Annotated in this window: 20 protein-coding genes; 10 read left to right on the forward strand and 10 right to left on the reverse strand. The window is 67.6% G+C overall.

Annotation, left to right across the window (positions count from 1 at the left end; genetic code table 11):
• Window positions 1–147 precede the first annotated feature (147 nt).
• Both adk and ACT2FV_RS29580 read left to right on the forward strand, forming a co-directional pair.
• Window positions 148–810 carry an adenylate kinase gene (gene adk, locus ACT2FV_RS29575; RefSeq protein WP_059607999.1) on the forward strand — a complete coding sequence of 221 codons (663 nt, stop codon included), beginning with the start codon at window positions 148–150 and terminating at the stop codon, window positions 808–810.
• Window positions 811–1,020: 210 nt separating this feature from the next.
• On the forward strand, window positions 1,021–1,779 hold the full coding sequence (locus ACT2FV_RS29580) for an SDR family NAD(P)-dependent oxidoreductase (RefSeq protein ID WP_151051427.1): 759 nt from the start codon (window positions 1,021–1,023) through the stop codon (window positions 1,777–1,779).
• Window positions 1,780–1,856: 77 nt separating this feature from the next.
• Here ACT2FV_RS29580 and ACT2FV_RS29585 read toward each other — a convergent pair whose 3' ends face one another.
• Window positions 1,857–2,699, reverse strand: a complete 843-nt coding sequence (locus ACT2FV_RS29585; RefSeq protein WP_059608018.1) for a SirB1 family protein — start codon at window positions 2,697–2,699, stop codon at window positions 1,857–1,859.
• An 8-nt stretch (window positions 2,700–2,707) separates the two neighbouring features.
• Window positions 2,708–4,303: a murein biosynthesis integral membrane protein MurJ gene (gene murJ / locus ACT2FV_RS29590; RefSeq protein ID WP_420868025.1), complete on the reverse strand. Its 1,596-nt coding sequence runs from the start codon at window positions 4,301–4,303 to the stop codon at window positions 2,708–2,710.
• A gap of 259 nt (window positions 4,304–4,562) precedes the next feature.
• On the opposite strand from murJ, the gene rpsT reads away from it, so the two are divergent.
• Window positions 4,563–4,835, forward strand: coding sequence for a 30S ribosomal protein S20 (gene rpsT / locus ACT2FV_RS29595; RefSeq protein WP_006482211.1), 273 nt, complete (start codon window positions 4,563–4,565; stop codon window positions 4,833–4,835).
• Between the two features lie 147 nt (window positions 4,836–4,982).
• Here the strand turns inward: rpsT and ACT2FV_RS29600 are convergent, their stop codons facing one another.
• Window positions 4,983–5,303, reverse strand: a complete 321-nt coding sequence (locus ACT2FV_RS29600; protein ID WP_006762342.1) for a DUF3579 domain-containing protein — start codon at window positions 5,301–5,303, stop codon at window positions 4,983–4,985.
• Between the two features lie 413 nt (window positions 5,304–5,716).
• On the opposite strand from ACT2FV_RS29600, the gene argF reads away from it, so the two are divergent.
• A complete protein-coding gene (argF, locus tag ACT2FV_RS29605; RefSeq protein ID WP_059607996.1) occupies window positions 5,717–6,646 on the forward strand; it encodes an ornithine carbamoyltransferase in 930 nt (309 codons plus the stop codon).
• Between the two features lie 128 nt (window positions 6,647–6,774).
• On the opposite strand, the gene murB is transcribed toward argF, so the two are convergent.
• Window positions 6,775–7,824, reverse strand: a complete 1,050-nt coding sequence (gene murB / locus ACT2FV_RS29610; protein WP_124621488.1) for a UDP-N-acetylmuramate dehydrogenase — start codon at window positions 7,822–7,824, stop codon at window positions 6,775–6,777.
• A gap of 136 nt (window positions 7,825–7,960) precedes the next feature.
• Here murB and ACT2FV_RS29615 point away from each other — a divergent pair, with 136 nt between their 5' ends.
• Complete coding sequence (locus tag ACT2FV_RS29615) at window positions 7,961–8,446, forward strand: YajQ family cyclic di-GMP-binding protein (protein ID WP_006762345.1); 486 nt, start codon at window positions 7,961–7,963, stop codon at window positions 8,444–8,446.
• Window positions 8,447–8,539: 93 nt separating this feature from the next.
• Here the strand turns inward: ACT2FV_RS29615 and plsY are convergent, their stop codons facing one another.
• A complete protein-coding gene (gene plsY / locus ACT2FV_RS29620) occupies window positions 8,540–9,178 on the reverse strand; it encodes a glycerol-3-phosphate 1-O-acyltransferase PlsY (protein ID WP_124901002.1) in 639 nt (212 codons plus the stop codon).
• A 184-nt stretch (window positions 9,179–9,362) separates the two neighbouring features.
• A complete protein-coding gene (gene ybaK, locus ACT2FV_RS29625) occupies window positions 9,363–9,854 on the reverse strand; it encodes a Cys-tRNA(Pro) deacylase (RefSeq protein WP_151051431.1) in 492 nt (163 codons plus the stop codon).
• Between the two features lie 295 nt (window positions 9,855–10,149).
• On the opposite strand from ybaK, the gene ACT2FV_RS29630 reads away from it, so the two are divergent.
• Complete coding sequence (locus ACT2FV_RS29630) at window positions 10,150–11,712, forward strand: class I adenylate-forming enzyme family protein (protein WP_444505265.1); 1,563 nt, start codon at window positions 10,150–10,152, stop codon at window positions 11,710–11,712.
• Window positions 11,713–11,758: 46 nt separating this feature from the next.
• On the opposite strand, the gene xerD is transcribed toward ACT2FV_RS29630, so the two are convergent.
• The 3 genes from xerD to queG are packed head-to-tail and all read right to left on the reverse strand — an operon-like array spanning window position 11,759 to window position 14,484.
• Complete coding sequence (gene xerD, locus ACT2FV_RS29635; protein ID WP_444505266.1) at window positions 11,759–12,721, reverse strand: site-specific tyrosine recombinase XerD; 963 nt, start codon at window positions 12,719–12,721, stop codon at window positions 11,759–11,761.
• Window positions 12,721–13,188: a methylated-DNA--[protein]-cysteine S-methyltransferase gene (locus ACT2FV_RS29640; RefSeq protein WP_059608017.1), complete on the reverse strand. Its 468-nt coding sequence runs from the start codon at window positions 13,186–13,188 to the stop codon at window positions 12,721–12,723. The genes xerD and ACT2FV_RS29640 overlap by 1 nt, the downstream gene beginning before the upstream one ends.
• A 60-nt stretch (window positions 13,189–13,248) precedes the next feature.
• Entirely contained in the window at window positions 13,249–14,484 is a 1,236-nt protein-coding gene (gene queG / locus ACT2FV_RS29645; protein WP_174906229.1) for a tRNA epoxyqueuosine(34) reductase QueG, read from the reverse strand.
• A gap of 17 nt (window positions 14,485–14,501) precedes the next feature.
• Between queG and tsaE the strand changes: the two genes are divergently transcribed.
• The gene (gene tsaE / locus ACT2FV_RS29650) at window positions 14,502–15,053 is read left to right on the forward strand and encodes a tRNA (adenosine(37)-N6)-threonylcarbamoyltransferase complex ATPase subunit type 1 TsaE (RefSeq protein ID WP_151050079.1); all 552 of its coding nucleotides are present in this window, start codon (window positions 14,502–14,504) and stop codon (window positions 15,051–15,053) included.
• Window positions 15,035–16,561, forward strand: a complete 1,527-nt coding sequence (locus tag ACT2FV_RS29655) for an N-acetylmuramoyl-L-alanine amidase (protein ID WP_124621478.1) — start codon at window positions 15,035–15,037, stop codon at window positions 16,559–16,561. The genes tsaE and ACT2FV_RS29655 overlap by 19 nt, the downstream gene beginning before the upstream one ends.
• 44 nt (window positions 16,562–16,605) lie before the next feature.
• On the opposite strand, the gene ACT2FV_RS29660 is transcribed toward ACT2FV_RS29655, so the two are convergent.
• The gene (locus ACT2FV_RS29660; RefSeq protein ID WP_174906360.1) at window positions 16,606–17,484 is read right to left on the reverse strand and encodes an EamA family transporter; all 879 of its coding nucleotides are present in this window, start codon (window positions 17,482–17,484) and stop codon (window positions 16,606–16,608) included.
• Window positions 17,485–17,732: 248 nt separating this feature from the next.
• Here ACT2FV_RS29660 and ACT2FV_RS29665 point away from each other — a divergent pair, with 248 nt between their 5' ends.
• Entirely contained in the window at window positions 17,733–18,614 is an 882-nt protein-coding gene (locus tag ACT2FV_RS29665) for a pirin family protein (RefSeq protein ID WP_151050081.1), read from the forward strand.
• Window positions 18,615–18,666: 52 nt separating this feature from the next.
• Entirely contained in the window at window positions 18,667–19,515 is an 849-nt protein-coding gene (gene trxA / locus ACT2FV_RS29670; RefSeq protein WP_444505267.1) for a thioredoxin, read from the forward strand.
• The last annotated feature ends 10 nt before the right edge of the window (window positions 19,516–19,525 follow it).

Consider the following 19,525-nt stretch of genomic DNA (forward strand, 5'->3'; position numbering starts at 1 on the left):
CGCCACGGCCCGCCCCGGCAGTCGCGCGTCGCTTTTCGCCGACGCGCCGCATCAGACCGGTCCGCCGCGTGCAAGGCAAGCCCCGCGTACGTTGTCGCCGACGCTTTTGCGTCTCGCCACACGAATCTACATACTGGAGATATCACCATGCGTTTGATCCTGTTGGGCGCGCCCGGCGCGGGAAAGGGCACCCAGGCAAACTTCATCAAGGAAAAGTTCGGCATCCCGCAAATCTCGACGGGTGACATGCTGCGCGCGGCCGTCAAGGCCGGCACGCCGCTCGGCATCGAGGCGAAGCGCTTCATGGACGAAGGCAAGCTCGTGACGGACGACCTGATCATCGGTCTCGTGAAGGAGCGCCTGAAGGAAGCCGATTGCGCGAACGGCTATCTGTTCGATGGCTTCCCGCGCACGATCGCGCAGGCTGACGCAATGAAGGAAGCTGGTGTCGCGATCGATTACGTGCTCGAAATCGACGTCCCGTTCTCGGAGATCGTCGAGCGCATGAGCGGCCGCCGCACGCACCCGGCGTCGGGCCGCACGTACCACGTCAAGTTCAACCCGCCGAAGGTCGAGGGTGTGGACGACGTGACGGGCGAACCGCTGATCCAGCGCGACGACGACAAGGAAGAAACCGTCAAGAAGCGTCTCGAAGTGTACGAAGCGCAGACCAAGCCGCTCATCAAGTATTACGGCGACTGGGCGCAGCGCGGCGAGGAAAACGGCCTGAAAGCCCCGCAGTATCGCAAGATCTCGGGCCTCGGCAGCGTCGATGAAATCCGCGAGCGTGCGTTCGACGCACTGAAGTAAGCACCGCGTCGTGCACCGCAAGCCGCCCTTCCGGGCGGTTTTTTTTTCGTCTGCCGCGACCGTTTCGTCTGACCTGGATTCGCACGACCGTGCCGCACTGGCCGGCGTACGACGGCGCCCCGTACAATCGATCGAACGCGTGCGCCGCGTGGGCCGGCGCACCGCCTTTCCTCCGATCGACCGGCATCGGACCCAACCAAGGAGAAAGTGATGGAGATTCGCGGCAACGTCTTTCTGATCACGGGCGGCGCATCGGGCCTCGGCGCCGGGACGGCCCGCATGTTCGCGCGTGCCGGCGGCAAGGTCGTGCTCGCCGACCTGAACGAGGCGGCCGGCACGGCGCTCGCGAGCGAGCTGGGCGGCGTGTTCGTGCGCTGCGACGTGTCGAGCGAGGCCGATGCGCAGGCGGCCGTCGACGCCGCGACGCGCGCGGGCACGCTGCGCGGCCTCGTGAACTGCGCGGGCATCGCGCCCGCCGCGAAGACCGTCGGCAAGGACGGCGCGCATCCGCTCGACGTATTCGCGAAAACGATCAACGTGAACCTGGTCGGCACCTTCAACATGATCCGGCTCGCGGCCGCTGCGATGGCTGCGACCGCGCCGAACGACGGCGGCGAGCGCGGCGTGATCGTCAGCACCGCGTCGGTCGCCGCTTACGACGGCCAGATCGGCCAGGCCGCATACGCGGCGTCGAAGGCCGGCGTCGCAGGCATGACGCTGCCGATCGCACGCGATCTGTCGCGCCACGGCATCCGCGTGATGACGATCGCGCCCGGACTGTTCGAGACGCCGATGCTGCTCGGCATGCCGAAGGACGTGCAGGACGCGCTCGGCGCGATGGTGCCGTTCCCGCCGCGGCTCGGCAAACCGGACGAGTACGCGATGCTGGTGCGCCAGATCGTCGAGAATCCGATGCTCAACGGCGAAGTGATCCGCCTCGACGGCGCGATCCGGATGCAGCCGAAGTAAGGGCCACGCAATTGCAAATGAAAAACGCCCGCGATGCGGGCGTTTTTACGTTCGGGGCTCCGGGGAGACGTGACGGCTCAGTCCTCGCCGTCGCGCTGCATCCGCTGCCGCAACTCGGTCACCTGCGATTCGACGACGGTCGCGTCGTCCGCATCGGGCCGCTCGCCGAGATACTGCTCGAGATCCTCGAGCGCTGGGCGCAGATAGTCGAGCCGCGCATAGGCGAAGCCGCGGTCGCGCACCTCGTCGAGTTGTTCCGGCAGCAGGATCACGAGCCGCTGCTGCACGGCAAGCAGCCGCTGCCAGCGTTCCGTCTGCAGGTAGATCGTCTTGAGGTTGCGCAGCATCCGCGCGATGATCTCGCGGCTCGTGGCCGGCTGCAGCAGCGCGCGCAACGCGCTGTCGACCGCGCCCGCCGCACGCGCGACGTACGGCTCGAGCATCTCGACCATTTCAGCTTCGGACAGCGAATGGCCGTTGGTCGGATCGATGATCAGGTCGCCATCCGGCAGCGTCACGCGCAGCAGGAAGTGGCCGGGGAACGACACGCCGCGCGCCGGCACGCCGATCTGCTCGGCGAGTTCCAGGTAAAGCACCGACAGCGAGATCGGGATCCCGCGCCGCCGTTTGAGCACGGCGTTCAGGTGGCTGTTATCGGGGTCGTAGTAATCGTTGTGATTGCACGCGAAGCCGAGCTCGCGGAAGAAGAAGTCGTTCAGCGCGGCGACGCGGCCCTTCAGGTCCGCATCGTCGGCGAGCCGCCGGCGCAGCCGCGCCGCCAGCATGTCGAGTTCGGCCAGCGTGCCCTGCAGGTCGAGGTCGGGATACGCGTCCTGCGCCAGCGACAGCGCGGCTTCCGTGACGGGCAGACTGTCGTCGTCCGCCACGAGCGTGCTGAAGTAGTCGAGGACGCGGGTCATTGCGGTCATCACTTGGCGCGCCTTCTGAAGTAAGCGTATTTGAAGCCCATCACCCACAACATACCGAAATATAGTGCAGCGAACAGCACCAGGCACGCCGCCATCAGCGCGATGCGATCGAGCGGCTGCGCGCGCATGCCGGTCCAGTCGAAGCTGATCGCGCACCAGTGCATCAGGCCCGCGAGCACGAGCGCCGCGCCGAGCAGTTGCACGAAGAAGCGCAGCCAGCCCGGCGACGGCTGGTAGATGCCGCGCTTGCGCAGCCCGAGGAACAGCAGCAGCGAGTTCAGGCATGCGCCGACGCCGATGCTCAGCGTGAGGCCCGCAGCGCCGATCAGCGGCACGAACACGTAGTTCGAGATCTGCGTGACGATCAGCACGCCGATCGCGATCTTCACGGGCGTCTTGATGTCCTGCTTCGCGTAGAAGCCCGGCGCGAGGATCTTGATCAGGATGATGCCGACGAGGCCGATCCCGTAGGTCGCGAGCGCGCGTGCGACCATCGTGACCGTATGCGCGTCGAACTTGCCGTAGTTGAACAGCGTCGCGGTGAGCGGCGTCGCAAAGAAGAACAGCGCGAGCGCGCTCGGCGCCGCGAGCAGGAACGTGACGCGCAGCCCCCAGTCGAGCAGCGCCGAATATTCGGTCGAATCGGCGTCGACGTGCGCCTTCGACAGGCTCGGCAGCAGGATCGTGCCGAGCGCGACGCCGAGCAGCGCGGTCGGGAATTCCATCAGGCGGTCGGCGTAGTTGATCCACGACACGGCGCCCTGCCCGAGCCGCGACGCGATGTTGGTGTTGATGATCAGCGACAGTTGCGCGACCGACACCGCGAACGTCGCGGGCACCATCTTCGCGAGCACGCGCTTGACGCCGGGATGACGCAGCGCGCGCACCGGGTTGAGGCCGATCAGCGGCACCATGTCGATCTTCTTCAGCCCCGGCAGCTGCACGATGAACTGCAGCACGCCGCCCACGATGACGGCCCATGCGAGCGCATAGACCGGCACCTTCAGGTGCGGCGCGACGAACACGGCCGCGGCGATGAACGCGACGTTGAGCAGCACCGGCGCGAACGCCGGCAGCGAGAAGCTCTTGTAGGTATTCAGCACGCCGGACGCGAGCGTCGTCAGCGAGATGAACACGATGTACGGGAACATGATCCGCGTCATCGTGACCGCGAGCGGGAACGCCTGTCCGTCGGTATGCAGGCCGGACGCGACCGCGAACACGACCCACGACGCGCCGGCGATCCCGAGGACCGACAGCACGGCGAGCGCCCAGGCGAGCACGGTCGACATCGCGTCGACGAGCGCCTTGGTCGCATCGTGCCCCTGCTGGTTCTTGAATTCGGCCAGGATCGGCACGAACGCCTGCGAGAACGCGCCTTCGGCGGACAGGCGGCGCAGCAGGTTCGGGATGCGGAAAGCGACGTAGAACGCGTCGGTGTATTGACTGGCGCCGAACGCACGGGCGATCAGCGTCTCGCGGGCCAGTCCGGTCACGCGCGACAGCAGCGTGAAGCCGCTGACCGTCAGCAGGGCTCGGAATAGATTCATGGGGCGCTTATTATACGGACGTTGCGTGCCCCGGCACGGACGGATGCCGAAAAGGGCCCATGTCGCCGGCGCCCCCGTCCGTCCGACATCACGTTGACCTTGCCACGCGCTTGATTTTGTTGCTATAATCGCCGGTTTCTGAGCCTGTTACATGCACGGCGCCTGTCGTTTTCATGTCTCGGCCTCGGTTAAAATCACCGTTTTTTATGCGCCCCTGGGCAATCGCTCTCAGGGGACGGATCGAAAAGCAGCGCTTGGCCGTCAGGCTCCAAGCTCTGGAAACAGGACAGGATAAGGAACCGTCATGGCTAACTCCGCACAAGCACGCAAGCGCGCCCGCCAAGCCGCGAAGGCAAATTCGCACAACTCGGCGCTGCGCTCGAAATTCCGTACCGCGATCAAGTCGGTTCGCAAGGCTGTTGAAGCCGGCGACCAGGCAAAGGCTGCCGAGCTGTTCAAGGCTGCCGTGAAGACGATCGACACGATCGCCGACAAGAAGATCGTTCACAAGAACAAGGCCGCTCGCAGCAAGAGCCGCCTCGCCGCAGCCGTCAAGGGCCTGCAGGCAGCAGCGTAAATCCGGCGCGCCCGCTCTCGCGGGCGTTCCTGTTTCCTGCGATCACGAAAAAGCCCGCCTAGGCGGGCTTTTTTGTTGCGCGTCGCCTGCGCATCGCGCCGGGCGACCATCAGGCGCGGGCGCGGGATGCCCCCTCGCCCGCCGAATTCACTTCTTCTCGTTGTAGTCCGGTAACTCGCACGCCTCGGTGACGACGAGGTTGTTGTCCTTCGCGAAGTTCAGCACGAAATCGAACGCCATCGGCTCGATGTCGCGCAGCCGGGAATCGAGGATCACGCATTTCAGGTCGCCGAGCATCGTCGGGCGCACGTACAGCGAATATTTCAGGCGCGCGTTCGGCCCGCTCGCACCCGGCCCGAAACAGGCCATCACGCCGGCCAGACGCTCCGACCAGTCGCTCGGGCGAAACTTTTTCCCGTCTTTCGTGATGCCCTGGATGAAGAATTCGGTCGGAGGGGTTTCAGCCATGTGGTTACCCAAGTGACGGCCCGGCGATGTCCAGGCGACGGCGCCTGGATACGCGAACACAAAGCTGGAGTGGACGACGACAGACGCGCTCCGATATCCCGAAAACAGGCCGTCGCTGCGTGCCGCCGACGCGCCGCACCGGATTTGTGCAGCGCATGGCTTGTGTCCGGCAGAGCGCGAAGAGCCTTGCCTGCCGGGCTGGAGAAAACTTTTGAATTATACCGCAGCGCGACATCGCGCGTCGTCTCGCGCCCCCTCTTCCGGCATCCTCCAGTGTGCGCCACGATCGCGCCCCGGTTTTCGGCGCGGCTCGTCAAAGCACAGAAAATCCTTTATGCTGCTTTGAGTTATCCACACCCGACGGCGGCGCCGTCCGGCTCCGCTGCCGGTTCAGACCCGCCGTATTTCGTTTCATGACCGCCAAAACCATTCGTCACTACCTGCAGTTCAAGGATTTCTCGCTGGAAGACTACGAGTACGTGCTCGAACGCACGGGTATCCTGAAGCGCAAGTTCAAGAACTACGAGACCTATCACCCGCTGCACGACCGCACGCTCGCGATGATCTTCGAGAAGAGCTCGACGCGCACGCGCCTGTCGTTCGAAGCCGGCATCTTCCAGCTCGGCGGCCACGCGGTGTTCATGAGCACGCGCGACACGCAGCTCGGCCGCGGCGAGCCGGTCGAGGATTCCGCGCAGGTCATCTCGCGGATGGTCGACATCATCATGATCCGCACGTTCGAGCAAGAGGTCATCAAGCGCTTCGCGGAGAACTCCCGCGTGCCGGTGATCAACGGCCTGACCAACGAATACCACCCGTGCCAGGTGCTCGCCGACATCTTCACGTACTACGAGCACCGCGGCCCGATCGCCGGCAAGACGGTCGCGTGGGTCGGTGATGCGAACAACATGCTCTATACGTGGATCGAAGCCGCGCAGATCCTCGGCTTCAAGCTGCGCCTGTCGACGCCGCCGGGCTATGCGCTCGACATGAAGCTCGTGTCGCCGGACAGCGCGCCGTTCTACGAGGTGTTCGACGATCCGAACGAAGCGTGCAAGGGCGCCGATCTCGTGACGACCGACGTGTGGACGAGCATGGGCTTCGAAGCCGAGAACGAAGCGCGCAAGCAGGCATTTGCCGACTGGTGCGTCGACGAGGAAATGATGGGCCATGCGAACGCGGACGCGCTCTTCATGCACTGCCTGCCCGCGCACCGCGGCGAGGAAGTGACGGCCGGCGTGATCGACGGCCCGCAGAGCGTCGTGTGGGACGAGGCGGAAAACCGCCTGCACGTGCAGAAGGCGCTGATGGAGTTCCTGCTGCTCGGCCGGCTCAAGCACTGATCGCAGCACCCCGCAGCACCCGAGCACCGCCGGCATCCGGCGGCATGCAAAAAAGCGCCGATCGTCGATCGGCGCTTTTTGTTTGTACGCGGCGGAAGCGAATGAAATGCGCGGTACGAAAGACCGCGTTACAGGCACACCGGCTCGGGTTCGAGCTCGACACCGAACCGCTCGCGCACGTCGTCCTGGATCGCGCGCGCCAGCGCGAGGACCTCGACACCCGTCGCGCCGCCGTGATTCACCAGCACGAGCGCCTGCCGGTCGTGCACGGCCGCCGCCCCCAGCGCGCGCCCTTTCCAGCCGCAGCGGTCGATCAACCAGCCGGCCGCGAGCTTCACCTGCCCGTCCGGCTGCGGATACGACACCACGTCCGGCACGCGCGCGCGCAGCGCGTCGAACTGCGCGGCATCGATCACCGGATTCTTGAAGAAGCTGCCCGCGTTGCCGAGCACGAGCGGATCGGGCAGCTTCGCGCGGCGGATCGCGACGACTGCATCGAACACGTCGCGCGGCGTTGCCGCGTCCGGCGCGATGCCGCGCGCGTCGAGCTCGCGCGTGACGTCCGCGTAGCCGAGCCGCGGCGTCCAGCGCTTGGGCAGCCGGAACGTCACCGATACGATCGCGAACCGGCCGCGCCCTTCCCGCTTGAAGAAGCTGTCGCGATAGCCGAACGCGCAGCGCGCGGCGTCGAAGCGCTCGCTGCGCCCCGTCGCGAGCTCGACGGCGACCAGCGAGTCGAAACAGGTCTTCATCTCGAGGCCGTACGCGCCGATGTTCTGGATCGGCGCGGCGCCGACGGTGCCCGGAATCAACGCAAGGTTCTCCAGGCCCGGCATCCCGTGCTCGAGCGTCCACGCGACGAACGCGTGCCAGGTCTCGCCGCCGCCGGCCTCGACGTACCACGCGTCGTCGTCCTCGCGCACGACGCGGCGGCCGGCGATCTCGTCGAGCAGCACGACGCCGTCGAAATCGCGCGTGAACACGACGTTGCTGCCGCCGCCGAGCACGAGCTGCGGCAGCGACGCGACGCGCTGGTCGCGGTGCAGCGCCTCGAACTGCGCCGCCTGCGTGATGCGCGCGGCAAAGCGCGCCTTCGCGGCGATGCCGAACGTATTGTGCGCAGCAAGCGGATGGTCGGGGAGCAGCGACAGGGCGGAATCGTCAGGAGGCATCGGCATTCGCGGTCACGTCCGCCGGGCGGCCTTACGGCCGGCCTTGGGCAAACGGAGGGGCATCGGTAAAATGGCAAACAGTCCGCAATTATAGCGAGTGCCCGCGCGCGAGCCGGGCGCACGCATCTCAAGGGAGAATGCCATGCCATCGTTCGACGTCGTTTCCGAAGCGAACATGATCGAAGTGAAGAACGCCATCGAGCAGTCGAACAAGGAAATTTCGACGCGCTTCGACTTCAAGGGCTCCGACGCGCGCGTCGAACAGAAGGAGCGCGAGCTGACGCTGTTCGCCGACGACGATTTCAAGCTCGGCCAGGTCAAGGACGTGCTGATCAACAAGCTCGCGAAGCGCAACGTCGATGTGCGCTTCCTCGACTATGGCAAGGTCGAGAAGATCGGCGGCGACAAGGTCAAGCAGATCGTCACCGTGAAGAAGGGCGTGACGGGCGACCTCGCGAAGAAGATCGTCAGGCTCGTGAAAGACAGCAAGATCAAGGTGCAGGCGAGCATTCAGGGCGACGCGGTGCGCGTGGCCGGCACGAAGCGCGACGACCTGCAGAGCGTGATCGCGATGCTGCGCAAGGACGTGACCGACACCCCGCTCGACTTCAACAACTTCCGCGACTGATCGACGCCATCGACCGCAGCGTCGCCGCTCACGCCGCGCCGCCGGGCCCCGCATGCCGGGCGCCCCTGCGGGCGGCAGCAGTCATCCCCTTCCTCAGGCCTTCCCGCCGTCCTGCGCGCCGCCGTCGGACGCGGCCTTCTTCTTCTCGCCGATCCGGCTTTCCTGCCCCGCCAGCAGCTTCGAGATGTTGCCGCGGTGACGCCACACGAGCAGCACGCTCATCGCGAGCACGGCCCACGCGACCGGGTTGTGGCCGGTGCCGAACAGGAACACGTCGAACACCGGTGCGAACACGGCCGCCACCAGCGCCGCGAGCGACGAATAGCGGAAGAAGAATGCGACGATCAGCCAGGTCAGCGCAGTCGCCAGGCCGAGCACCGGATGCACGGCGAGCAGCACGCCGGCCGCGGTCGCCACGCCCTTGCCGCCCTGGAAGCGGAAGAACACCGGATACAGGTGGCCGAGGAACACGGCGATCGCGACCCACGCAACGGCGACGTCAGGCAACCCGAAATGCCGCGCGAGCCAGACGGCGAGCCAGCCCTTGAATGCGTCGCCGACGAGTGTCAGGATCGCGGCCTTCTTGTTGCCGCTGCGCAGCACGTTGGTCGCGCCGGGATTCTTCGACCCGTACGAACGGGGATCGGCCAGGCCCATCGCGGCGCTGACGACGACGGCGAACGACACCGAACCGATCAGGTAGGCAACAAGTGCGGCGAGCAGGATCTGCATGCGGAGAACTCTTCTTTCAACGTATCGGTGAATTGGCGGCCAGACGCGCGGCATGCCGGCCAGTTGCGGCGGACGCCGTCGCGGCGAACCGCCGGGAGGCCGTTTCGGCCGGTCGTGCGGTCCGACCGGCCGAAACGGCGCCCATTCTACCGAACGAGCACGGCCTGCCACGAAGGTGAAACCCTCAGTCGACGCTCGCGCACTCCACGGGCGTCGCGCCGAGCAGCGTCGTGAGCACCGCCGGCGCGAGGCTGACGAGATAGCCGCGGCGGCCGCCGTTCAGGTAGATCGTCGGCAATTCGAGGATGGTCGACTCGACGTACACGGGCATCGTCTTGCGCGTGCCGAACGGCGACGTGCCGCCGACCAGATAGCCGGAATGGCGGTTCGCGACGTCGGGCTTGCACGGCTCGACGCGTTTCGCGCCGATCTGCCGCGCGAGGTTCTTGGTCGACACCGTGCGGTCGCCGTGCATCAGCACGATCAGCGGCTTCGCGTGCTCGTCCTCCATCACCAGCGTCTTCACGACGCAGTGCTCGTCGACGCCGAGCTGGCGCGCCGACTCGCCGGTGCCACCATGCTCGACGTAATCGTACGGATGCTCGCCGAAGGCGACGCCGTGACGGCGCAGCAGTTGGGTCGCGGGTGTCTCGGACACGTGTCTGGATTTGCTCATGGCGGCATTTTAATGGCGAACGACCGGCTGGCGGGCGTCAACCCACGATCGCCCTGTCTCGTCTTCGCGGCGGCGTGCCGCGCACCGGCGGTATACTCGCGGCCCTTTTGCACCGGTATCCGGGGCGAGCACCCGTCACCGCGGCGCACCTGTCCGTCAGTCCGTCCGCCCGTCATCATTGCGGACATCGCGACGCGCTATTGCCCGATTGACCGATTGTGGCGCGCCCGCCGTCATGGCACGATCGTTCGCAAAACTGGCCGCGCCGCCGCCCGGCCCTTCTTCTGGAGACGCCATGTCCTCGCCTGTCCGCTCATCCGCGCCGCTCGACGTCCCGGCGTTGCTCGCCGCCTTGCCCGGCCGCATCGCCGACGTGCCCGCCCGCTGGGCCGCGCAAGCACCCGCGCATCCGGCGCTGATCGAGGACGCGCGCCGCCTGTCGTACGGCGAGCTGTCGCGAGCGGTCGATGCGGCCGCCGAGCGGCTCGCGCGCCTTGGCGTGCACGGCGGCGATCGCGTGATGATCGTCGCGGAAAACAGCGTCGCGCAGATCGTGCTGCTGTTCGCGGCCGCGCGCGTCGACGCATGGGCGCTCGTGTCGAATGCCCGGCTGTCGGCCGGCGAACTCGATGCGATCGCCGCGCATGCGCGGCCGAAGCTGATCGCATTCGCGACCGAGGCGTCGCCCGATGCGCGCGCACACGCGGCACGCCACGACGCGGCGCCGGCCGACACGCTGCCGGTCGACATCGGCGCGTGGTCGTACCGCGTCGACACGAGCGCGCCCGACGAACCGGTGGTGGCCGATGGCGCCGCGCAATGCGCGGCGCTGATCTACACGACCGGCACGACGGGTGCGCCGAAAGGCGTGATGCTGTCGCACCGCAACCTGCTGTTCATCGCGGCGACGTCGAGCGCGCTGCGCCGCGTGTCGCCGGACGACGTCGTCTATACGGTGCTGCCGGTGTCGCACGTGTACGGGCTCGCGTCTGTCTGCCTCGGCAGCCTGTACGCGGGGGCGACGCTGCGGCTTGCACCGCGCTTCTCGCCGGAGGCCGTGCGCATCGCGCTCGCCGACGAAGGCGTGACGATCTTCCAGGGTGTACCCGCGATGCACGCGAAGCTCCTCGAGCACCTGCACACGCACGCGCACGCGTGGCACGCGCCGCGGCTGCGTTTCGCGTATTCGGGCGGCTCGCCGCTCGACGCCAACCTGAAGGCGCGCGTCGAGCGCATGTACGGCGTGCCGCTGCACAACGGCTACGGAATGACCGAGAGCAGCCCGACGATCACGCAGACGCCGCTCGACGCGCCGCGTGCCGACTGCTCGGTCGGCGTGCCGATCCCGGGCGTCGAGATGCGGATCGTCGCGCCGGACGGCACGGACGTGCCGCAGGGTGAAGTGGGTGAAATCCGCGTGCGCGGGCCGAACGTGATGCTCGGCTACTACCGCAACGCGGAGGCCACGCGCGCGGCCGTGTCTCCGGACGGCTGGCTGAGCACCGGCGATCTCGCGCGCCAGGAAGCCGACGGCTCGGTGACGATCGCGGGCCGCAGCAAGGAGCTGATCATCCGCTCGGGCTTCAACGTCTATCCGGTCGAAGTCGAACAGGTGCTGAACGCGCACCCGGACGTCGTGCAGGCAGCCGTCGTCGGCCGCGCGGTCGAGGGCAACGAGGAAGTGCTCGCGTTCGTCGAGCTGGTGCCGGGCGCGACCGCGACCGAGGACGCGCTGCAGGCATGGTGCGCACAACGGCTCGCGCCTTACAAGCGGCCCGCGCGCATCCGCGTGCTCGATGCGCTGCCCGCCGCATCGACGGGCAAGGTGCTGAAGCACAAGCTGCGCGAACTCGCGTGACGCGCGGGTGCGGGCCGCATCCCGCATGTGGCCGACGCGCGCCGCGCTAGCCGCGCGGGTGGTGCTGCGCGTGCAGCGTCTTCAGCCGCTCGCGCGCGACGTGCGTGTAGATCTGCGTGGTCGAGATGTCGCTGTGGCCGAGCAGCAGCTGCACGACGCGCAGGTCGGCGCCGTGGTTCAGCAGATGCGTCGCGAACGCGTGCCGCAGCGTATGCGGCGACAGGTGCGCGCGCACGTCGGCCTGCTGCGCGTGGCGCTTGATGATGTTCCAGAACTGCTGGCGCGTCATCCCGTCGCCGCGTCCGGTCACGAACAGCGCGTCGGCCGCGCGCGCGCCGAGCAGCGCGGGCCGCGCGTCGCGCAGGTAACGCTCGATCCAGCCGTGCGCAACTTCGCCGAACGGCACGAGCCGTTCCTTCGAGCCCTTGCCCATCACGCGCACGACACCCTCGTTGAGCCCGACCTCGACGGTCTTGAGCATGACGAGTTCGCTCACGCGCAGGCCGCTCGCGTACATCAGCTCCAGCATCGTGCGATCGCGCAGGCCGAGCGGCGTGCCGATGTCGGGCGCGCCGAGCAGCGCTTCGACCTGCGCCTCGGACAGCGTCGACGGAAACCGTGCGGCCTGTTTCGCCGACGTGATGCGCAGCGTCGGGTCCGCGCTCGCGCGATGCTCGCGCACGGCCCAGCCGTAATAGCGACGGAACACCGACAACCGCCGGTTCGACGATGTCGCCTTGCCGTCGCTGCGCGCGGCGATGTAGCCGGTCACCATCGCTTCGTCGACCGAGTCGAGCGACGCGTCGTGGGTCACGGCCAGCCATTGCGAAAACAGCATCAGATCGCGCCGGTACGCATCGAGCGTGTTGCGCGCGAGCCCGTGCTCTAGCCACAGCGCGTCGCAGAACACGTCGATCGACGCGCGGCTCGCGAGCAGCGCGGGCGATGCCGCGGCCTCGTCGCTGTCAGCGCCGGGCGCGGAGTCGGGGGAAAGCAAGGGTTCACTCATCAGTACGGCACGCCTTCGTGCGCCAGCAGCCAGCGCTTCACTTTCTGGTAATAGCCATTGTCGTCGTGGTTCGCGAAGCCGCCGAGGCCGCCTGCCGCCACGACGCGATGACACGGAATCACGAGCGGGAAATAGTTCGCGCCGCACGCCTGGCCGACCGCGCGTGGCGCGCTGCCGATCCGCTTCGCGACCTGCCCGTAGGTCAGCACCGCGCCCGGCGGAATGTCGCTGATCACGTTCCACACGCGATGCTGGAAGGCACTGCCGACGTCGGCGAGCGGCAGGTCGAAACGCGCCGACGCGCGCTCGAAATAACGTTCGATCTGCTCGACCGCGCGCTTCGCGAGTGGCGAGTCCGGATCGACCGATCTGACCGACTCGGGCAGATAGACGATCTCGCGCACCACCGCGGCATCGGTGCGAATGCCGACCTTGCCGAACGGTGCGTCGATGACTGCGTTGAACATGAGCTTCTCCTCACCGGTGAAACGCGCGGCGCCGCGCGCCGCCGACACTTTACGCCGCCTTCATGCGGCACGCAGCGCCCATTCGACATGCTCGCGCACGACCGGCGACGGATCGTCGGCCCGTGCACGCAACGCGGCGACGATCGCGTCGCGCGCATCGGGCGTGAGCCGGTCGGCCGGCGCGCGCAGCGCATTGCCGAGCCCGACCGCGAGATTGCGCAGCCAGCTTTCGTAACCGATGCGCCGGATCGCGCTCCCCTGCATCCGCGTGTCGAACGATTCGGCATCCCAGCCGAACAGCTCGACGAGCGTCGCGCGGTCGAGACCGTGCCGCACGTCGAAATCGGCGACGGGTGCGGCCTGCGCGAACTTGTTCCACGGGCACACGAGCTGGCAGTCGTCGCAGCCGTATACGCGGTTGCCGATCATCGGCCTCAGCGGCTCCGGAATGCTGCCTTTCAGTTCGATCGTCAGGTAAGAAATGCAACGGCGCGCGTCGACGCGATACGGTTCCACGATCGCGCCGGTCGGGCACGCGCCGATGCAGCGCGTGCAACTGCCGCAGTGCGCGCCGGGCGTCTCGGGCGCGACGTCGGGCGCGGTTTGCGCGTCGGTCGGCAGCGGAACGTCGACATAGATCTCGCCGAGGAAGAACAGTGAACCCGCGTCGCGCTGCAGCAGCAGCGTGTGCTTGCCGCGCCAGCCGACGCCGGCCTTCTGCGCGAGCTCGACCTCGAGTACCGGCGCCGAATCGGTGAACACGCGGTAGCCGAACGCGCCGATCTCCTGCTCGATGCGCTCCGCGAGCGTCTGCAGCCGGTTGCGCAGCACCTTGTGATAGTCGCGGCCGCGTGCATAGATGGACACGACGGCCGCCTGCGGATCGTCGAGACGCGCACGCTCGCGAGCGCGCCAGTCGTGCGGCACGAGCGCGCCAGATGACGCATCGGGCGCGTCGGCGGCAAGCGTTTCGGCCGGCAGATAGGCGAGCCGCGCGGAGATCACGCGTCGCGTACCGGCCACAAGTTCGGCCGGCCGCGCGCGTTTCATCCCGTGTTTCGCCATATAATCCATTTCGCCGTGGCACCCGGCTTCCAGCCAGGCGGCGAGGCCTGCTTCGGCATCCGAGAGATCGGTATCGCTGATGCCGATCGCCCCGAAACCCAATTCGCGCCCCCACGCCCTGATGCGAGCGGCGAGCGCTGTCAACGTCGCATCATCGAGCGCGCACGGTGCCGCGCCTTCGGCATGTGTCGAAGGCCTGTCGGATGCGGCGAGTTCCGGTAATCGGTTCATCGCACTATTTTACGAGAATGCCAGCCACGTCCCATACGCCTCATGCCGACACGCTGCCCGCCCCGCTCGCGGAGCGCGTGATCGCACTCGCCGACGAAGCGGCGACCGAGGCCTTCGGCACCCGCTTCGCGCACGCGCTCGACGCGGCACGCAGCGAACTTGCCCATGCACACGCGTTCGACGGGCTGCAAATCCAGCTGATCGGCGACCTCGGCGCGGGCAAAACGACCCTCGTGCGCGCGATCCTGCGCGGCCTCGGCCACCCGGGGCGCGTGCGCAGCCCGACCTACACGCTCGTCGAACCTTACGCATTCGCACGCGACGATGGGGAACTTGAGGTCTATCACTTCGATCTGTATCGATTCAACGATCCGGCCGAATGGTCCGACGCCGGCTTTCGCGAGTATTTCAATTCCAGCGCGATTTGCCTCGTCGAATGGCCGCAACAGGCGGGCACCCTGCTCGGCGTGCCCGATCTGGTTTTCTCGCTCGACGTGGATGGCGACGGCCGCGCCCTCACCGTCCGGGCGTTCAGCGCTTCAGGAAAGGCATGTCTCGAAAGATGTTGATCAAACCGTTCCGCTCGATCGAATCGGCGGCCACCGCGACGCACAACTGGCGGCGCCGCCAGATCCTGCGCGCGGGTGCGTCGACGCTCGTGCTCGGTCTCGTCGCGCCGCGGCTCGCGCACGCATCGTCGGTGCTCGGCGTGCGCGTGTGGCCCGCGCGCGATTACACGCGCGTCACGATCGAATCCGACCAGCCGCTGCAGAATAGCCAACAACTGCTGCAGGGTCCCGACCGGCTGGTCGTCGACCTGAACGGGCTCGATCTCGACCAGGCGCTGCGCGACCTCGTGTCGAAGATCGCGCCGAACGATCCGCAGATCCAGTCGGTGCGCGTCGGCCAGTATCAGCCGCACGTCGTGCGGATGGTGTTCGACCTGAAAGGTTCGGTGAAGCCGCAGGTGTTCACGCTGCCGCCGGTCGGCACCTACAAGTACCGGCTCGTGTTCGACCTGTATCCGGCCGTCGCGCCCGATCCGCTGACCGACCTGATCGCGCAGACGGAGCGCAAGGAGCAGGCGCTCAACGACACGGCGCGCGCGCAGCAGATGCAGCCGCCAAGCGCGCTGAACGGGCCGGCGACGCCGCCCGTCGCGGGCAACGACAACAGCGACGCGTTCTTCCAGCGCTTCGCGCAGAACACGCCGGCCACGCCGCGCACGCCGCCGGCCGCCGCGACGCCTTCCACGCCCGCGAAGCCGGCCACCAAGCCGCCGCCCGTCATCGCACGCCGCGACGACAGCGAAGACGACGGCGACACCTACAAGTTCACCGCGCCGAAATCGGGCAAGGGCGGCACCGTGCGCCTGCTGACGGTCGCGATCGATCCGGGCCACGGCGGCGAGGATCCGGGCGCGATCGGCGGCGGTGGCACGTACGAGAAACACATCGCGCTCGACATCGCGAAGAAGCTGCGCGCGAAGATCGACGGCGCGCCGAACATGCGCGCGATGATGACGCGCGACGCCGACTTCTTCGTGCCGCTGAACGTGCGCGTGCAGAAGGCGCGCCGCGTCGGCGCCGACCTGTTCGTGTCGATCCACGCGGATGCGTTCACGACGCCGTCCGCGCGCGGCTCGTCGGTGTTCGCGCTGTCCGACCACGGCGCGTCGAGCGCCGCGGCACGCTGGCTCGCGAACAAGGAGAACTCGTCCGACCTGATCGGCGGCATCAACATCAAGACACAGGACGCGGCCGTCAGCCGCGCGCTGTTCGACATGTCGACGACCGCGCAGATCCGCGATTCGCTGCGCTACGGCAATTACGTGCTGAAGGAAGTCGGCGGCATCAACAAGCTGCACAAGGGCTCGGTCGAGCAGGCCGGGTTCGCGGTGCTGAAGGCGCCCGACATTCCGTCGATCCTTGTCGAGACCGCGTTCATCAGCAACCCTGACGAAGAACGCAGGCTCAACGACGACAGCTATCGCGACGAGATGGCCGACGCGATCTTCCGCGGCATCAAACGCTACTTCGCCGCGAATCCGCCGCTCGCGAAGAACCGGATGGCCTGACCCGGCTGCCTTCCCGCCGCCGGCACGCGCTGCGTGCCGGCGCGTCACGACGCCGCGAAGCGGCGCACCAGCTTTGCCCCGAACACGTTCACCGCGAGCCCGCCCATCACGAGCGCGGCGCCGATCAGTTGCGCGTGCGTCAGATGCTCGTCGAGCAGCAGCGCCGACGACGCCAGCCCGACGATCGGCACCAGCAGCGAGAACTGCGCGACCTGCGCGGCCGGATAGCGCGACATCAGGCGGCTCCACAAGCCGTAGCCGACGAGCGTCGCGACGAACGCGAGATAGACGACCGCGAAGATCGACGCGCCGTCGAGCCCGGCCAGCGCGGCCCCGATCCGCTGCGGCCCCTCGAACCAGAGCGACAGCAGGAAGAACGGCACGGGCGGCACGAGGCTCGCCCACACGACGAGCGACACCAGATTGGCCTTGCCGACTTTCTTCGTGACGATATTGCCGAACGCCCACATCGCGGCCGAGCAGATGGTCAGCAGGAAGCCCGCGAGCGTCATCGCGCGGCCGCCCTGCGCCGCGATCACGACGAGCCCGCCCGCGGCGATCGCGAGCCCGATCAGGTTCTGCACACGCAGCCGCTCGCCGAGGAACAGCATCGCGAACACGAGCGTGAAGAACGCCTGCGACTGCAGCACGAGCGACGCGAGGCCGGCCGGCATACCGACGTACATGCCGGTAAACAGGAACACGAACTGGCCGAGCTGGATCGTCGCGCCATACAGGATCAGCATCCGCCACGGAATCTGCGGCCGGCGCACGAAGAACACCGCGGGCACCGCCGCGAGCGTGAAGCGCAGCGCGCCGAGCAGCATCGGCGGCATGCCGTGCAGGCCGACCTTGATCACGACGAAGTTCACGCCCCATGCCACGATCACGACCAGCGCGAGCAGCAAGTCCTTCGTGGCCATCATCGGCGTCTCCTCAATTGTCGGATGGTTTCCTGAAGCCGATCAGTCTACCGAATTTCGCCGTGCGGCCCGATACCCGCGCGGCGCGCATGGAATCGGCGACGGGCACAACGACATGGCGCTCGCACGACTCGCGCCCGCACGTCCGCAACACCCGGGAATCAGTTTGCACGCGCCCCCGACACGCGCGTCGCCACCGCGCCGCCAGTACAATGACCGGCATTCCAGCCGTTGCCCACGAGGCCGCCATGACCGATTCGATCAAAGCCCTGCTCAAGCCGCACATCCGCGACATCGGCAACCTGCAGGTGCGCCGCACGCTGCCCGCGCTCGCCGCACGCCTCGTCGGTCCGTTCATCTTCTTCGATCACATGGGGCCCGCGACGCTGCCGGCCGGCACCGGGCTCGACGTGCGCCCGCACCCGCACATCGGGCTCGCCACCGTCACCTACCTGTTCGACGGCGCGATCCTGCACCGCGACAGCCTCGGCTCGCTGCAGGAAATCGTGCCGGGCGACGTGAACTGGATGACGGCCGGTCGCGGCATCGTCCATTCGGAGCGCACGCCCGACGCTCAGCGTGCGAGCGGCCACACGGTACACGGGATCCAGACCTGGGTCGCGCTGCCCGTCGCCCACGAGACCACCGAGCCGTCGTTCGAGCACCATGCGGCCGACACGCTGCCCAAGCGCGACGAGAACGGCGTGTCGCTGACGGTGATCGCCGGCGACGCGTTCGGCCTGCGCTCGCCCGTCAAGACGTTCTCGCGCACGCTGTACGTGGCCGCCGAATTCGCGGCCGGCGGCCGCCTCGAACTCGACGCGTCGCACGAGGAGCGCGCGGTCTACGTGGTCGACGGCGACCTCTCGATCGACGGCACGCCGGTGCCGGCCGAACAGATGGCCGTGCTCGCGCCCGGCGCCACCGTTACGCTCGCGAGCGGCAGCGGCGCGCGCGCGATGCTGCTGGGCGGCGAGAAGATCGACGGCGAGCGCTTCATCGAATGGAACTTCGTCGCCAGCAGCCGCGACGCGATCGAGCGCGCGAAACGGGCGTGGACGAACCAGGAAATGGGCAAGGTGCCCGGCGAAACCGAGTGGATTCCGCTGCCCGAATCGAAGCCGCGTTGAAAAAGGGGCACGCTGCCCCCATCCTGACGACATTCGAACGGAAGAGAACGACATGGACACCACGCTTGCCACTTTCGAGAAAGACGTCATCGAGGCGTCGCTGGACACGCCCGTGCTGGTCGACTTCTGGGCGCCGTGGTGCGGCCCCTGCAAGACGCTCGGTCCGTTGCTCGAAAAGCTCGAAGCCGACTATGAAGGCCGCTGGAAGCTCGTGAAGGTAAACGTCGACGAAAACCAGGAACTCGCCGCGCACTTCCAGACGCGCAGCATCCCGCACGTGATCGCGTTCGCCGACGGGCGTCCCGTCGACCAGTTCATCGGCGTGCTGCCGGAAGGCCAGTTGCGCGCGTTCCTCGACCGGCTGCTGCCGGCGCCCGACGAAGCCGAACGCCGCGCCGCGCAATATGCAATCGCCGAATCGCGCTACGACGATGCGCTCACCCACCTCGAAGCGGCGCTCGCGCTGAACCCCGGCTTCGACGACGCACGGCTCGACCTGATCGAACTGCTCCTCGCGAACAACCAGGTGGACACCGCGCGCGCCGAGGCCGAGCGCCTGTCGCCGCAGACGGTACAAAGCGCCGATCCGCGCTATCAGGCGATCAAGACCCGTTTCGATGCGCTTGACGCGACGGCCGACCTGCCGCCGACCGACGCGCTCGAAGCGCGCATCGCGGCGGCCCCCGCCGATCTCGAGGCACGCTTCGACCTCGCGCAGAGCCTGATCGCGCGACGCGCATACGAAGGTGCGCTCGAGCAGTTGCTGGAAATCGTGTTGCGCGACCGCGCGTATGGCGACGACCTCGGCCGCCGCACGATGATCTCGGTGTTCGAGCTGGCGGGCGATCGCCCCGAACTCGTCGCCGCATGGCGGCGGAAGCTGAGCATGGCGCTCAACTGACGAACGACCG

The organism is Burkholderia sp. PR2, assembly GCF_052372875.1.
Taxonomy (GTDB): Bacteria; Pseudomonadota; Gammaproteobacteria; order Burkholderiales; family Burkholderiaceae; genus Burkholderia; species Burkholderia diffusa.